The sequence below is a fragment of the Phycisphaerae bacterium genome (genome assembly GCA_018003015.1).
Taxonomy (GTDB): Bacteria; Planctomycetota; Phycisphaerae; order UBA1845; family PWPN01; genus JAGNEZ01.
This window is the reverse complement of the sequence record JAGNEZ010000006.1, coordinates 26,122-42,481: the sequence shown is the minus strand read 5'-3', so window position 1 is coordinate 42,481 and position 16,360 is coordinate 26,122. Positions and strand designations below refer to the sequence as shown.

Genomic DNA, 16,360 nt, shown 5'->3' with positions numbered 1-16,360 from the left:
CGTGCCGCTGCGTGGATGACGGTCATCCCGGAGCCGCGATATCGGTAACCTGGACCTTCATCCCTCAGCTCTCACCTGCTCTGCCATCCATGCCGCGATCGGAGCTGCCCGGGCAAAGGCCGCATCGACGAATCGGCCGGTCATGGCTGCCAGTAGTGCGTCCTTGCGGGAAAGACACGGCGACTCGAGACAGCGCGGCAGGAGACAGGTGTTCTCGTCGCAGATGTGCACCTGGAACTCGCCTGGACTGTGCGGGCACGACGCAATCTCGTAGCTGTACCCCCCCCCAACAATCACGACTCTGCAGGCACCGCCTCTGGAATTGCACGGCACCAACTCCACCTTCACAAGCCGCTGTCCGGCGGCAAGTTCGTAGACGCCCTGGGCTACGGTCTTCCGCGGGTGCCAGTCGAGCTGACCGGCCAAGAAGGCGGCCATCCATACGGCATCCACCCGACTGTCAGGGCCACACTCGCCGACGCCGACGATCACATGCTCGATGCGGTTGGGATCATCAGCGCCCGAGCCGTCAAACATGCCAGCGATCAGTTGTCGCCAGCGAGCAGTACGGTACCAACCCAGCTCACGAACCGCACAGCGTCCCCGGGTCGCCAAGTGTGCGAAGCCCGCGCGGCCGGCGTCAAGGATGAGCCGATCCGCTCGTTGCCGAACGGAATGGAGCAGCGCAGGGCAATCGGCCGGGTCCCGGACCCACCACACCATGGTGGGCACGTCAGACTCCAGCAGCGGGAGCAGCGTCCGGTCGAGGTTCCGGCCATCGGCCGGCCCGCCACGAAGAACGACCTGCTCGCAGCAGACCTGTGGCTGGTGTGGCTGGGGCACATGACAGAGGGCAGAGACAAAGGCCGTGATCGCATCGCCGCCCGGCAACAGCACGATGGTCCGCGTCGGATAGGCGGGTGAGATGTCGGCCAGGACCTCGACCAGCCCGTGCCAGTTCTCCGCCCGGCTGACGATCACGAGATTGGCGACGCAGATCCGGCTGGCCACCCTGTCGCCGCCCTCGGCGGAGGGCTCCCACAAGAGAGCCAGGGCGCGTTCAATTTGTCCCGGGTCGCTGATGGGGGCGCCCTCCGGTTTGAGAAGGTCGTCAAGCAGGTCGGCAACGTTGGCCGCCGCGCTCATCACATGCCCCCCGAACGCGAATCCGCCTGCGGCGAGTCGGTGAGATACCTGGCCACGCGGTCCAGGATCTCGAACACCCGGTAGATGATCGCGTAGTGGTCGCCCGGATACCAGAGGTGACGCACACCTCCGATGGCCTTGGCCAGTGCTCGGGCACTAGTGGGCGGCACGATCGGATCCTCGCGAGTGTTGATCATCAGTACCGTCTTGCCGTCAATGCGGCTGGCGAAGGTCAACGGTTCGACAAGTTCCAGTCTGCGAACCAGGTCCTTGCGAGTCATGCCGCTGGCCTCGAACGCCCGCCGGGCCGCGGCCACCTCCTTCTCGTTCGTCGTGAGGACGGTGGGCAGATCGCCGCCGGTGAGGATCAGAACGGAATGGGCGAAGCGACCGTCAACACCGCTGGCTACGCTGGCTACGAAACCGCCGAGGCTGGTTCCGAGGATCGAGATCTGGCTGGCATTCACGCAGGGTCGGCTTTCCAACCACCGAGCCGCGCGACGGGCATCCATGGCCGACTGGCGGACCGCCTCGCAGACGGTGTCGATATCCTGCGTGAACGCCCGGACTCGCTCCGGGTCTTTCGGGCGGCGCGGGCCGTAGTAAGCCATCTTGAGCATCATGCAGTCGATGCCCCGGGCGGCGAGATAATGACAGATCAGCCGCGATTCACGGAAACGGCCATCCAGGATGTGCAGCACGATAACCGCTGGGCGCTTGGCCTCGCCCCGGCAACGGTAGTACTCGCACCAGACGGTATTGTTCTCCGGCGTCGCCGTGATGACCGGCGAGGGAAACTGCAGGTCGTAGATGTCGCAGGAAGGCATGGTCGAGATGCGGTCCATCGCCCAGGGGACATCACCGGGTGGCTCCTCATACCGCTTCAGGAGTACCGCCAGCCGAGGGTCGGACTCGCTCTTCATCGGGCGAATCTGCGAAGCCTTGACCACTCCCCTCTCGTGCTCGGGCCCGGGCCGCGCTTCGACCCCACCCGGTATTGCTGCCGGTGCGGTCGACGGCCCGCCGTGCAATCCAAGGAAGCGGCGCTGGCGCTCGCCGATCTCCCGCCACGTGATCAGGCGAACCTTCTCCGCCTCGATCACCTGCTTGACTTCGGGATCCATGAAAACCTGGCGATCCATGTCGCGACGGGCATGCATGGAAGTCGTGGCCGCCAACTCAGGGCTTTCGATACCCACGTGAATGATGATCTGGGTGATGCCGGGGCGGAGGCAACGAATCGCATCGAGGTAGAACCGCTTCTGATCCCTTGGAGGCACATCGCCTTCGATGCTCACCAGATCATCAAGAGTTAACTCCCCGCTGCTCTCCATGAGCTTCTGCAGAGCCACGGCCGTGGCCCGGATCGCCGGATTCATCTTCCCCAGCCGATCCGGTGCAAGGCGCGGCAGCAGGTACGGCAGCTTGAACTCGTTGGCAACCTTGCGATACGCCTGGAAGAAGTCGGGGCGGGAGAAGACGGTTCCCATGTGGGTATCGAGATGCGTGGGCTTGATCCCGAAGGCCAATGCCCGCTGAACCTGGGCACGCAGTTCCTGCTCGACCTCTTCCGCCCGGCCGGACTGGGCAGCGCCCCTCACGTCGGGCCAGAGGAAGCCCTCGGAATCGAGCAGGCCAGGCACCTTGTCGTGGGGAGAGACCGGCCGCCATCGATAGTACTTCCACTCGCTGGTGAGGGTGGCGTGAACGCCCGTGTCCAACTGGGGGTGGTCACGGCAATAGGCGGCCATCTCGGGAAACCAGGCACAGGGGGTCATGACGCTCGCCGAGTTGACGATCCCCTTCGAGGTGGCCTCGATCGTGCCGAGGTTGACTGCATGACACATGCCCGCGTCGTCCGCGTGAATGATGAGCAACCGTTCATCGATGCGGAAGCCAAGCTGCTGGGCGACGCTCTGGTTTGGCCTCGACCCGGGACCGGCATCTTGGGCATGAACGCGTAGTACGACCAACCCAACCAGCACGACCGTCATCGACAGCCATCGACGCATCACGCTCGCCTCGCCCAACCCCTGTCCGAATTGCAGTCACTGCGTCTCCGGTTACGCGGTGACCAAGAGTACCGATTCTATGATTTCGTCGTAGATGAGGCAACCAGCTCCCGGAGATCGCGTCACGCGAGCGTCAACCATGCCCTCCAACGTCCTTGCCTGCTCAGGCCCGACGTCACCGGCCGATGGACTGCTCTCCCATTCAGCGGGGGCGAGGCCTGTTGACAACCACAAGCCCTGGTGGGATCTTGGTGCCGGTCGACCATCTCATTTTCCGGGGTACGCTGATGCGAAGGAGCCATGCCATGCGGTTTCCGAGTCAGGTTGCCTTTTGGGCACTGGGGATTCTGCTGTACGTCGTCACTGGTGACGCTCGGGCCCAGGACTGGCCTCAGTGGCGCGGCGTCAACCGCGACGCCAAGGCCGCGTTCAAGGCCCCCGAATCCTGGCCAACAGCCTTGGCCCAGAAGTGGAAAGTGCCGGTCGGTGAGGGTGTCGCTACGCCGGCGTTGCTCGGAGAGAGGCTCTACGTGTTCTCGCGCCTGGACGGCAAAGAGACCCTGTACTGCCTGGACGCCGCCAGCGGAAAGGAGATCTGGAAAGACCAGTACGAGTCACCTGGTGCCACGGGCCCGGCGTCGAGTTTCTCCGGACCGAGAAGCTCGCCGGCTGTTGCTGAGGGCAAGATCGTAGCCCTGGGCGTTCGGGGCACACTTTCTTGCCTGGAGGCCGCCACGGGCAAGGTGCTCTGGCGCAAGGACGATTTCAAGGGCGCCGTCCCGAGATTCTTCACCTCCAGTTCCCCAATCATCATCGACGGGATGTGCATCGCTCAACTCGGCGGCGGCGACAACGGAGCGCTCATCGCGTACGACCTGGCAAGCGGCGAGCAGAAATGGACATGGACCGGTGACAGCCCAGCCTATGCCTCGCCGGTGCTAATGATGATCGATGGCATGAGACTAATCATCGCCGAGACCGAACGCAGGATCGCGGCCATCAGGCTGGCGGACGGCAAACAAGTGTGGGAGACGCCGTTTGCCATGGAGCAGGGGATGCGCGGGTACAACGCCTCGACACCGGTCGTGGATGGACAGGTTCTGATCTTCTCCGGCAGCAGCCGTGGAACACGAGCGATCCGATTCGAGAAGGATGGGGACGGCGTAGCCGTCAAGGAAATCTGGCGGAACCCCGATCAGTCCGTGCAGTTCAACACCCCGGTGGTCAAGGAAGGGCTTCTGTATGGTTTGAGTCAGTCCAACGAGCTCTTCTGCCTCGATAAGCAGACCGGCAAGACTGCGTGGACGGTATCAGTCGGCCCGGCCGACGCGGGAGGACCGGGAATGGGAGGGCCTGGCGGGATGGGCGGCCAGGGCCGTCGTGAACGAGGCGGTCGCGACGGAACCGCTCGGGAGGGTGATCGTGGCGCGACTAACCGGCCGAGCGACGCCGAGCGGAGTGCCGCGAGTCAACCGCGAGAGGGACCTCCTGGCGGTCGTGAAGGCATGGGTCCTGGAGGCGGCCGGGAAGGCCGAGGCCGCGGTCCGGGAATGGGCGGGCGAGGAGGTGGCTCGCGCGGAGGCTACGGCTCGATCGTAGACGCCGGCACCGTACTGCTGGCCCTGACTCCCGCTTCGCAGCTGATCGTGTTCGCCCCGGGAGACAAGCAGTACACCGAACGGGCCAAGATCAAGGTGGCGGACACGCCTACCTATGCGTATCCTGTCGCTTCGGGCAGCAGGCTTTTCATCAAGGACCAGGATTCGCTGACCCTCTGGACAGTCGACTAATCCGCCTTGAATGCCCGAATGCGCTTGACCCGCTGATCGGAGCGCTCATTGCGTACCGCGACCGGCCACGCTCGCTGAACCGAGCCAGGCCACCATGCGATTTCGGGAGGAGCGGCCATGTTGTCTCGCAGTATGCGATGCCTGACGATCGTCGCTTTGTTCGCCTCCTGCACTCCCCTTTACAGCAGGTCCGGACTTGAACGACGTACGCCCACGTACGCCCGCATCAAGGCTTGTCTCGATGCTGTTCCCGCCATCGATACTCATGACCATCTCGTGCCTTTCGAACGATTGGTCACCCGCGCAGGCGGGGGCGGTGGCATGAATCTCTACCAGCTCTGGCACAGCAGCTACTATCCCTGGTTCAACCCCCTCACGGAACGCAAGCCCGATCAGCCTTGCGAAACCTGGTGGGCAGTGGCCAAGAGTGACTTCGTCAATGCTCGAGCCACAAGCTTCTATCGCTACCAGCTGCCGGCCATCCAGGACCTGTACGGTATCGACTTCGATCGCATCACCGACGCCCAGGCCTGCGAGCTGGACCGGAGGATCACCGAGAACTACCGCGATCCCAGATGGCTGCATGAGGTCATCACGGAACGTGCCAACATCGAGCTGATGCTTGTCGATCCGTTCTGGGCTCATCTGGACCATCGGCCGGACTACCCCTTCGCGGCGCTCGTGCTCAACGTGGACCCGCTCGTCCGCGGATTCCACCCCTCCGAATTCCCCAATCCCCACGACGATCCGTACAAGTTCGCTCGCGAACAGGGGCTGCGCGTCGAGTCATTGGATGACTACCTGATGCTGATCGACCGCCTCATCGCCGCCGCCAAGTCACGGGGCGCGGTGGCTCTCAAGCAGGTGTTGGCATATGTGCGCACGCTGGAGTTCAGGAGAGTGGCCAGGCAACGCGCGGCCCAGGTGTTCGGCCGGCCTCGTGGAGAACTGAAACCCGAAGAAGTGCGCGACTTCGAGGACTTCCTCATGTGGCACCTCGTCGAGTTGGCCGCCAAGCATGAGCTTCCCATTCAGATTCACACCGGTCACGCCCGCATCCAAGGTTCGAGCCCGATGCTGCTGGTCGATCTGATCGAGGCAAATCCCAAGACGAAGTTCATCCTCTTTCACGGAGGTTTTCCCTGGGTCGACGAGACGGGGGTGATTGTGATGCGGCACGGTTCCCATGTCTGGCTCGACTCCGTCTGGTTGCCCACCCTGAGCTACAGCATGGCCAAGCGAGCGTTTCACGTCTGGCTGGAAGTGATGCCGTCGGACCGCATCTTGTGGGGCAGCGACTGCTTGCACCCGGAAGGCGTCTACGGGGCAACCGAGTTCACCCGGCGGTGCCTGGCGGAGGTCCTCGCCGAGAAAGTGGATCGCGGCGATCTGAACGAGGAGCACGCGTTGCGCATCGGCCGACAGATCCTCCGCGACAATGCCCTGGCGCTGTTCCCACAACTCAAGGATCGGCTCTGGAAACACAAGGGCCGGCTCCCGCTTTCGATGTCCAGCACCAGCCAAGCCGCCTCTGCGCCCTGATCGTCCCTTGGGTACTCGGCCACGACCGCGTCCGGCCTTGATGCCCCAAGTGAGAAGCCGAAGGGCCCACGCCCGCCCCCCCCGGCAGCCGAGCCGGGGCAGCCCTCATTCGCCCGGAAGCGGGACAGGCCTAACGTCTTGCCTGGATAGACTTTATGTCTTTTTTCGGCATTGCCGCGTCACGAGTCGGTGCGGCAGTTTTGATCCAAGCCCCAGCTCCCGCAATAATAAAGCATGGGGCAGTCGCGGAGAGGGTCGTCCATGCCGGTTCGTGGCCTGTGGTGTGTCTGCTGGTGGAACCTCGTCTTCCTCGGCGGACTGCAGGCTCTGGCCGCACCGCCCAGCACAGGCTGGCCGCTGGTCTTCGGCGACGAGTTCAATGGCTCCCAGATCGACTCGAGCAAGTGGAAGAGCGGGCAGCTTCCCTGGGGCGGCCAGCATCACACCGATCAGTACGCCAGCTACATCACCCAGGCCGATTCCTACGTCCAGGACGGCTCGCTCTGGCTTCGATGCCGAAAGGCAACCGGGAGCGAGTTCGGCGGGTATCCCTGGAGCGAAGGCTTCGTGTACACCGACGGCATCAAGAACTTCACCTACGGATACGTGGAGATCCGCGCCCGTTTCGCCACCGGCAGGGGCACTTGGCCAGCGTTCTGGATGCTATCGTGGGGCTGGCCGCCGGAGTTCGACATCGCCGAGTACTTTGGCGGCGACGACCGTATGCACATGGGATTGTGCTATGGCCCGTCTGCAACCTGGAACAGCAGCAACTTCTACAACCTGGGTGTGGACAGCTGGCATTCCTACGGGTTGGAGTGGGGTCCTGGTTATGCGATCTGGTACCGGGACGGAATCGTCCGCAAGAGCATCTATGCCGACTACATGCCCTCTCAGGCCATGTATGTCATGTTGAACAGCGGCATGACCTACGGTTTTGACGACACCACCCCCGCTCCCAACTACTCAGAGATCGACGGCTGCCGCATCTACGATCCCCCTTCCGCGGTCATCAATGACAGCACCATCGGTACCAAAAAGAGCGAATTTGAGTACTTAGGTTCCTGGAACTACTCGTCAACGCAATCCAATGCCTTCTTCAGCGACAACCACTGGTCAAGCGTCACCGGTAGTGTCTGCCGCCTCCGGTTCGAAGGAGCACGGATCGATCTCTACGCCGCCAAGGCATCCAACCACGGCATAGGAGCCGTGTCCATCGATGGTGGAGCGGAGACAATGGTGGACTTCTATGCGTCAGACCGAACTGACAAGGCGCTGGTCTGGGTCAGTCCCTCGCTGGGTGCGGGCAGCCATGTCTTCGAGATACGCGTGACGGGTAACCGGAACACCGCCAGTTCCGGCGGCTCGATCCCCGTGGACCGCGTGGATGTATGGGCATCCAGCGAACGGTTGAACGGAACGGTCATCGGCACCGCTGGCTCCTGGAACAACGCCGGCAACGTCTTTCAGAAGGCATTCGACGGCGTACCGCACTCGTTCTTTGACGCTCCCGAAGCCAGCGGAGCCTGGGCAGGGCTGGACTTCGGCTCCGGCCAGCTCAAACGAATCACCAAGGTGCGTTACTGGGCCCGCCCAGGCTACGCCGCGCGCATGGTCGGCGGGCGGTTCCAGGGATCCAGCAACGCGAGTTTCAGCGGTGCGACCAACTTGTTCACCATCACCGACACCCCCTCGGAAGAGACGGTGAACGACCAGGCTATCGAACAGGTCTCCGGCTTCCGGTTTGTTCGGTATCTCTCTCCCGGCGGAGCCTACTGCAACGTGGCTGAACTGGAGTTCGAGGGCCACGCCTTCCTTCCTGCGCCCGCAGACTTGATAGCCGTGCCGGGCCAGCTTCGGGTCACGCTCACCTGGAGTACTTCGGCCGGGGCAACCGGTTACAGAGTCAAGCGATCGATCGCGCCAGGCGGTCCGTATACAACTCTGGCCAGTCTCGCGGAAAACCATCTGACCGACACGGCCGTTCAGGGCGGCGTGACCTACTACTACGTGGTGACGGCCGTGAGCTCGACAACCGAGAGCGCCGATTCCATCGAGGCTTGGGCCCGCCCCTACAAGCACCGGTTCGATTTCGACAGCGATGCCGATGTCGATCTGGCCGATCTACTGGTCTTTCGGGCCTGCGAAACCGGAGAGGGCATGACCAACCTCCCCGCTGATTGCCTGTCCAGTCACTTCGAGCGACTGGACGCGGACGGTGATGGCGACACAGACCAATCTGACTTCGGCATCTTCCAGCGGTGCTACAGCGGAACCGGAAAGCCGGCCGACCCGAACTGCGCGAAGTGACTCGTGTGCTCCGGTGTCTCCGGCTTGTCGCGCAGTATCTCGATGTGCAGCTCGTAGATGTGGCTCACGCCGTGTTCGTCCACGAACTCGAGCAGCAGCGTCCTGATAAACGTCATGGTACTCCTCCCCCGGCCGGGGCGGCCGGGCCTCGTGAAGCGGGACTGGACACCGATGAGGACAGCGATCCATCACGCCCTCGTCTTGCCGCGCGGTGGAATTCAGTCCCGTTGATCCTTAAACCCCCGCCAGTTCACGCTACACTGGCATCCGATCCCCAACCCGATTATGCTTCGATCGGTACGGGGGCATTTCCAAGGAGCTTGGCATGAACTGGACACCAACGCGAAGAGACGTGATGAGGTCGGTCATCGCCGGAAGCGTTCTGTGCACCGGCTGTACGAACCGGAGAGGGTTCTTCTGGTCCGAAGCCGCTGCCTCGCCCCCCACGCCCCTCAGCCTGGTGAGTCCCGGTTGCCGCGGCTCGAAAGTGCGTGTGGCCAAGATCTATCTGGCCAATCCTGCCGGCGGGCTCTGGCCAACGCCCAAGCTCAACCTCAATGCCGAAATTGCTCGCTACGAAGCCGACCTGACCAAGATGAGCAAGGAACTCGCGGATGTGGACTTTGTCGCCACGCCGCCCACGCAGAAGAACACGCCGGTTACGTCCGTCGAGCAGGCCCGGCAGGCCAAGGAAGCGCTCGCCGGCGTTGACGGCGTGCTCATCATTCACCTATCGATGGGCGTTACGCCCATGTTGCAGGAGCTGCTAGCAGCGAACAAACCCACGATGCTCTTTGCGGCCCCCTACTCCGGACACGAGTGGACCGGTTTCGGCGCACTCGCAAGGAGCAAGGAAGGGACTCAGCTCGATTGCCTGCTCACCAGCGACACCAGCCAATTGGCCGTGGCCATCCGCCCGATCCGGGCCATCCATCACCTCCACGAGGCGAAGATCCTCAACGTAACTTCGCGGCCCTGGCCGGCAGCCCGGCTCAACCCACTCACGGAGAAGTTCGGCACATCCGTCGAGGTGATCGATCGCGAACGCATGATGAAGACGTATGAGGCGATTCCCGAATCGGTCGCTCGAGCCGAGGCCGAACAGTGGATTCGCGGTGCCACAGCCGTCGTGGAGCCCTCGCGCGACGAAGTAATGCGTTCTTGCCGGCTGGCCCTGGCGTTCGAGAAGCTCATGGATGAAGAAAACGCCACCGTCATGACCACCGACTGTTACGGCACGATGTACCATCAGCTTCCGGCGTTTCCCTGCATCGGAAACGTGCGGCTCAACAACATGGGCCTCGGCGGAATCTGCGAGTCCGACCTGAGCTGCGCCATGACCCACATCATATTCCAGGGTGTGGCAGGTCGCCCTGGCTTCATCAGCGATCCGACCATGGACACCTCGCAAGACGGTATCATCCTGGCTCACTGCCTCGGCTCGATGAAAATGGATGGTCCCGCCGGACCTGCCGCCCCGTACAAGCTCCGCAGTATCATGGAGCGCCAGGAGGGCTGCGTGCCGCAGGTGCGCATGCGCGTCGGGCAAAAGGTCACGCAGGCCATTCTCGTCGATGCGGACAACATGCGCTGTTTCACCGGCACCATCATCGACACGCCCGAAAGCGAGCGCGGCTGTCGCACGAAGATTACAGTCAAGATCGACGGCGATTCCCGGAAGCTCTGGCTCAACTGGTCTCACGGCCTACACCGTGTCACCTGCTACGGCGATGTGCGCGAGGATTTGCGGCGGCTCTGCAAATTCAAGAGCATCACCATGACCGACGAAACGGCGTAGAGACCACCGAACGCATCCGGCCTTCGGGTCTTGAAGTCCCTCGCCGGAGCGGGACACCGCCCGGCGGCGTAGCCGGGTGAGGTGATCTGGGAAATGTCGGTTGACATGCCCGACACGCGCAGGACAATCCAACGGTCAATTCGAGGATCCGACATGAAGCACTTTCCTACCCTTTTTCTGCTTGTTGCGGGCCTGGCGAATGTCACTGCCGCCGCCCCCTACGCGGACCGCTTGGTATGGGTGTTTGGCTGGAGCCTGGACTCGGACGGCGATGTCGCAGAAGTTACCAACGTGTTGGACACGGCCGGGAAGGCCGGTCTCAACGGGGCGGTGGTGTCGTTTGGGCTGGACACACTGTGCAAGAAGACTCCGGCTTTCTTCCAGCGTCTGGACCAGGTGCGGCAGGTTTGCGAGCGTAACAAATTGGAGTTGATCCCCTCGGTCTTCTCCGTTGGCTATGCCGGCTCAGTGCTGGCGCACGATGAGAACCTGGCCGAGGGGCTCATGGTGGAAGATGCCCCGTTTGTTGTGAAGGGGACTGAAGCAAGGCTTGTGCCCGACCCTGCGCCGAACCTGGCTAACGGTGGCTTTGAGGATTTCGCGGGCAACAAGGTCGCAGGCTACACTCTGGCCGAGCAGCCGGACACGATCAGCTTTGTCGATACCGAGGTGAGGCATGGTGGCCACCCGGGGCCATCCTCTGATGGCAGGTGAACGCATCAGGTTGTATGCTGCGTTCACCTGACACTCTGATGGGAGCCTTCCCTACGACCAGCAGATTCACGATACCTTGCACGCAGCCGGCCATCGAGTGACCGATCACACCTGCGGCGGCATGATGCTCATTCTGGACCAGATCGTTGGGAACGGTACCGACGCCTCAGCAGCCCTCGCGCCGCCGGGGTCGGCGGGAGCATCACCCATCCCGAGCGTGTGCGGGATGTCTTCGCCGGGAAGGTTGCCATGATCGAGGGGATGAGCCCGTTCGGTGTCTTGACCAGAGGCACGGCCGGGCAGATCCGCGCGGAGGTCCGGCGGCTCTTCGAGGGTTTCGGCTCCAATGGCGGCTACATCCTCTCGGCCTCGGACCATTTCTTCGATGCCCCGCCAGAGAATTTGTGGACTTTCGCTCACGCGGCGTACGAATGTACGTACTGACGCGACATGGACGAGGCGGTGATGGCTGAAGGAAACGGGCACATCGGACCGCGCCATTTGAGTGTACGCGTGACGTGGACGCGAACTCGCAAGGGTGATTGACATGGAAACGGCGTTTATGCAGCACTTCCGCGCGGTTTTCGCTTGGCTCGTGTTTCCCGCGGCGATGGCCGCAGAACTCCCGGCCCAGCCCGTGCCCATTGCCCACTGGCCGCTCGCCACCGACGCCCGCGATGCCACCGGTCGGGGCCACGACGGCATCGCCCACAACATCACTTGGAACGCGGGCGGGTCTGCCGAATTCAACGGCCGTAATGGTTTCATCGAGATTCCCGACCATCTGGACCTGGCGCTCGGAACGACACCCTTTGCGCTCGTCGGGTGGGTTTACACCGACAAGGGCCTGGACGACGCCATTGGTGATATCGCGGCCAAGTTCGATCCCGCCACACGCAAGGGCCTCACGCTGAGCATCATGAACTACCCGGGCGTCACCTCGGGCCAGCCCAACTGGCGCAATCTCGCCTTCGGCATCGACGATGCGAAGATTACCCAACCCTGGGCCGACTGCGGCCGACCCGGCAACTGCAGGATGGTCTTTGCGCTCTGCGTGTGGCGTGACAGCCTTTATGCCGCCACGTTCGAGCTCGACGCCGATCAGGCCGGCCACGTCTACCGCTACGCCGGCGGCACTCGGTGGGAGGACTGCGGCTCGCCCGACACCGCCAACGCGGTCACCACGCTGGCGGTTTTCGAGGGCCGGCTCTACGCCGGAACCGCCTGCTACGACTCCGTCGGCTCGTCATTGCCCCCTTCGCCGAACAAGAACCCGGGTGGCAAGGTCTATCGGCATGAGAGCCCGTCCAAATGGACCTGTTGTGGTCAGCTTCAGAACCCCCGCAACGGCGTGGCCGACACCGTGCACAGCCTGACCGTCTACCGCAGCAAGCTTTATGCTACGACCATCTACAAGGCCGGCAGCGGGCTTTACGAATATGAGGCTGGCAGCCGCTGGAGGTGCCTGGGCGATCCGGGCTGCCGCGTGGAAGTGCTGGGCGTCTACAATGGCGACATCTACACGACCTCCTACGACGGACCCGGTCGAGTTGCCCGCTGGCACCCCTCACGCGGCTGGCAGGATCTGGGCGCTCCACCTGAGACCATGCAGACATACGCCTTCATGCCGTACGAAGGACATCTCTGGCTCGCCACGTGGCCCAAAGCGACCGTCTATCGCCTTGACCAGAGTGACCGATGGGCCTATCAGGGCCGGCTCGGAGAGGAGAACGAGACGATGGCGATGGTCGTTTACAACGGCAAGCTGTACGCCGGCTCGCTGCCGCTGGCCAAGGTCTATCGCCATGACGGGGGCACGACGTGGACAGAAATCGGCTGGCTCGATTCTACGCCTGACATCCGATATCGCCGTGTCTGGTCGATGGCCGTCTACAAGGGCAAGCTGTTCGCCGGCACGATGCCTTCCGGGCACGTCTGGTCGTTCGAAGCCGGCTGCAACGTGACCTGCGACCACGAATTTCCTCCCGATTGGCACCACGTCGCCGCCGTGCGCGACGACAGCCAGCTTCGCCTCTATGTCGATGGCTTGCTCGTCACTCGCTCCCGGTCCTTCAAGCCTGGTGATCTCGATTTGAGCAACGGTGCGCCCTTGCGGATTGGCATAGGCTCACACGACTACTTCCGCGGCCGTCTGGCCGACCTCGGGTTCTACCGAGTTGCCCTGTCAGACGATACGATCGCTGAGCTTGCCCGCCGACGCCCGGCCCCACCGGGCTCCCCGTGATCTCGGTCTCTGGCGGAAACGCCGTCCGCGCCGTAGCGCTCGTGCCGCGCGCAGGTTCTCCCCCGGATTCGTTCTCGTCTGGCTCTCCTGCCTGCAGGCCACCCGGCCCATGTTACTCGTTCGGCCGCAGAGTGCCGGCGAGTCACCGACTTAAGGCAACTTGCCGCCAGCAGGCACCGTATCGTACAATGCCTGCATTGCTGACCCAATCTTCGCTCGTCACGGTCGCTTCAACTTGAGGACGCCGCATGAGACTCTCCCGAACCTTCATGACTCAGAGATCCTTGCCATCGTCCTGCTGGCTTGTGGCGGTCGCGGTTTCCGGATCCGTCCTAGGGCAGCCGACGAAAGACACCGAATGGGTGCGTGTGACCGAGGACGACTGCGCCATCAAGATCGAAACCGACAAACTCGAAGCCGTCATTCCCAAGAAAGACCCCAAGCAGTGGATGACCGGCATCGAAAAGGGATCGTTTCTCGATAAGGCCACGGGCTTCCGCGAAGTCGGCGACGGGCTGATGGTCGTTGACTGGCTCATGGAGGCAGGCAGCGACGAGGCCTGGAGCGAGAAGGTCCTGGCACCGGACGGACACGGCGTGGGCCGTTACACCTGGTACGAGAACGAGACCGACCCGGCGCGACGGGAATACGCCCTCATGGCCCACGGCAGCAGCCATCGCAAGCGTATGGTCGAGGGCCCGCAGCTCTGCCACCGAATGAAACCGGTGCAGCCGGAGGTCATCCGGGGCAGCGATTTCGTCGCGGTGAAGACGACCTACAAGTACGAATATGCCGCCCCTGGCCACAACGCAGGGTCGCGGTGGACGCAACTGATCGTGTTCCCCAGGGGAGAGCGGTATTTCGTCCTGATGGATCAGATCGACAGCGTGAACGATTCGGATGAGATGTTCCTGCGCAACGACACGCCGGGCTGCATCCGCCACGAGAAAGGCGACACCTTCAGCGAAGTCTACCTCAGTTACCTGAGCAGTCCAAAGGGTGTTCGCATCCCAGCCAGCGAGTTTTTCACCCCGTTTCCACCCGACCTGAAGTTCGGCTACCGACGCGACACCCACAAGACGCCGGAGCATTTCATTCGCGCGTACCACTTGCGGGACAAGAAAACGGGTGAAGACGGCCCCTGGCTGGCGGGTCTGACACTTTCCCCCGCCGTCGTCTATGAGGCGTGGTGCAGCCAACGCCCCGGCGGAATCATCGTCATGATCGAGGAGATCCATGGCAAGCCCGTAAAAGCCGGCGGTTCCTTTAGCGCAGCCCACGTGGTAGGCTACTTCGACACCATCAAGGAAATGCACAGGTTGTACGCTCGGTACAAGGGCCACACCGCACTGGCCGTTGACGCTTCCGGCTGGCGACTGGTGAAGTAGGATTGAAGCCGGAGATTCCTCGTCATGACAACGCTATTGCTGGGGTTGGCGGCGTCCAGTCTTGGGCTACCTGGAACCGTGACGCCTGACGAGATGGCTGAGGTTCGTCGATGGGTAGCAGCCAAGCTCGAGGGCGCTCCGCCGGCATCCGGACCTGCTGATTGATTCTTGCGCGAGGGGGGGCGCCGGAACGATTTGGAGACGATGCGCCGTTCGGTACCGCTGTGGCGAACGGCTGTCAGACCAGAAAGCGGACCTGTCTGTCCCGTTTTCTACGCCGCCCGCGGAAAGCCCGGCATCCCCCATCCCCTCATTCATAGCTCTCCGCCGGCTACCGCGCGACCGTCCACGACCGTTTCATGTATCGCCAGTCGGCGTTGTTCTGGGCTTGCTGGTAGAACTGCTGCTGCTGGCTCATCTTCACCGTGCGCGGATCAAGCCAGCGGCGTACGAATGCATGGCCATCGGCAAACCCGAGCGTGCTGCAGCCGTGGTGCCAGACGGTCAGCGGGTCGATCCACTCCTCGTGGTTCAGGTACATGACCCACGAGCCCATGTTCAGCCCGCGCGGATCGGACTCTTCGACGAACACGATCTTGTCGCCCGGCCGGCGGATCGCCGAGGTGAGCTTGGTGACGCGCGTGCCGCCGATCACGCGCTCCCACTCGTTGTCGCCGTTCATGCAGTTGAGCATCGAATACGTCACGTACGCGAGCGCCCCGCCGACAGAGACCCGCCTGTCGCGCCCGTCCGACGGGCAGTGATAGACCTCCACCGCTTTCGTATACCGATAGAGCTTGCCGTCGCGGATCGCCCGCTTGTGCGCCTCGACGTCGGTGGCGCGCTGCAGCTCGTCCTCGGTCAGGTAGCGGCCGTTTGGCAACTTCGGCCAGTCCACCCAACTGTACTGGTCGGTGAACGACGGCACGATCGCGTCGCGGAATTCGGCCGCGTACTGCACGAACGCCAGCGCCAGCGTGTGCTGGTTCGCCAGGCACACGGCCTGCTTGCCTTGCTCGCGGGCGCGATGCAACGACGGCAGGAGGATCGACAGCAACAGCGCGATGATCGCTACGACCACCAGCACTTCGATTAGCGTGAAGGCGCACTGTCCGCATGCAGACCTCCCGGCGAACCACTCACTGATAGGACATTTGAGTCCGCGGCGGGCGGCGGCGTGGCCCCGGGGGTGGGGGGGGTTCATCTCTCGACTGCTTCTGTGTGAAGACCTGGATCTGAGGAACGGAGTTGCGAACATCGCGTTACCTCCTTTTGTGTGTTGCGCTAGATATCGTCGAGTGTGTCTAGTCGTATTGACTTTGTCAACAGCAAAAGCTGCGCGGGGTGCATGGCCTTATGGGACGAGTCGCCGGCAGGATGCGGGCGACGCGAACGGCAGGTCACGGAGGATTGGC

Annotated in this window: 12 protein-coding genes; 8 read left to right on the top strand and 4 right to left on the bottom strand. The window is 63.0% G+C overall.

Annotation, left to right across the window (positions count from 1 at the left end):
• Nucleotides 1–57: 57 nt before the first annotated feature.
• Both KA354_04255 and KA354_04250 read right to left on the bottom strand, forming a co-directional pair.
• On the bottom strand, nt 58–1,146 hold the full coding sequence (locus tag KA354_04255; GenBank protein ID MBP7933842.1) for a glucose-6-phosphate dehydrogenase assembly protein OpcA: 1,089 nt from the start codon (nt 1,144–1,146) through the stop codon (nt 58–60).
• A complete protein-coding gene (locus KA354_04250; protein MBP7933841.1) occupies nt 1,146–3,158 on the bottom strand; it encodes a ChbG/HpnK family deacetylase in 2,013 nt (670 codons plus the stop codon). Before KA354_04250 ends, KA354_04255 begins: the two co-directional genes overlap by 1 nt.
• A gap of 305 nt (nt 3,159–3,463) precedes the next feature.
• On the opposite strand from KA354_04250, the gene KA354_04245 reads away from it, so the two are divergent.
• The 3 genes from KA354_04245 to KA354_04235 all read left to right on the top strand — a co-directional run bounded on the left by KA354_04245 (nt 3,464) and on the right by KA354_04235 (nt 8,800).
• On the top strand, nt 3,464–4,948 hold the full coding sequence (locus tag KA354_04245; protein ID MBP7933840.1) for a PQQ-like beta-propeller repeat protein: 1,485 nt from the start codon (nt 3,464–3,466) through the stop codon (nt 4,946–4,948).
• Between the two features lie 117 nt (nt 4,949–5,065).
• Nucleotides 5,066–6,490, top strand: a complete 1,425-nt coding sequence (locus KA354_04240) for an amidohydrolase family protein (protein MBP7933839.1) — start codon at nt 5,066–5,068, stop codon at nt 6,488–6,490.
• A gap of 261 nt (nt 6,491–6,751) precedes the next feature.
• Nucleotides 6,752–8,800 (top strand): family 16 glycosylhydrolase, encoded by a 2,049-nt coding sequence (locus KA354_04235; GenBank protein ID MBP7933838.1) that lies wholly within the window; start codon nt 6,752–6,754, stop codon nt 8,798–8,800.
• Here the strand turns inward: KA354_04235 and KA354_04230 are convergent.
• Nucleotides 8,755–8,916 carry a hypothetical protein gene (locus KA354_04230; protein ID MBP7933837.1) on the bottom strand — a complete coding sequence of 54 codons (162 nt, stop codon included), beginning with the start codon at nt 8,914–8,916 and terminating at the stop codon, nt 8,755–8,757. The two genes, KA354_04235 and KA354_04230, sit on opposite strands and share 46 nt — an antisense overlap.
• Nucleotides 8,917–9,125: 209 nt before the next feature.
• Here KA354_04230 and KA354_04225 point away from each other — a divergent pair, with 209 nt between their 5' ends.
• From KA354_04225 to KA354_04205, 5 genes are all read left to right on the top strand, one after another.
• Entirely contained in the window at nt 9,126–10,598 is a 1,473-nt protein-coding gene (locus KA354_04225) for a hypothetical protein (protein ID MBP7933836.1), read from the top strand.
• Nucleotides 10,599–10,751: 153 nt separating this feature from the next.
• A complete protein-coding gene (locus tag KA354_04220; GenBank protein ID MBP7933835.1) occupies nt 10,752–11,312 on the top strand; it encodes a hypothetical protein in 561 nt (186 codons plus the stop codon).
• 249 nt (nt 11,313–11,561) lie between these two features.
• Entirely contained in the window at nt 11,562–11,756 is a 195-nt protein-coding gene (locus tag KA354_04215) for a hypothetical protein (protein ID MBP7933834.1), read from the top strand.
• A 103-nt stretch (nt 11,757–11,859) separates the two neighbouring features.
• Nucleotides 11,860–13,557 carry a LamG domain-containing protein gene (locus KA354_04210; protein ID MBP7933833.1) on the top strand — a complete coding sequence of 566 codons (1,698 nt, stop codon included), beginning with the start codon at nt 11,860–11,862 and terminating at the stop codon, nt 13,555–13,557.
• Nucleotides 13,558–13,805: 248 nt separating this feature from the next.
• Nucleotides 13,806–14,945 (top strand): hypothetical protein, encoded by a 1,140-nt coding sequence (locus KA354_04205; GenBank protein ID MBP7933832.1) that lies wholly within the window; start codon nt 13,806–13,808, stop codon nt 14,943–14,945.
• 331 nt (nt 14,946–15,276) lie between these two features.
• Here KA354_04205 and KA354_04200 read toward each other — a convergent pair whose 3' ends face one another.
• Nucleotides 15,277–16,026, bottom strand: a complete 750-nt coding sequence (locus KA354_04200; protein MBP7933831.1) for a hypothetical protein — start codon at nt 16,024–16,026, stop codon at nt 15,277–15,279.
• Nucleotides 16,027–16,360 lie beyond the last annotated feature (334 nt).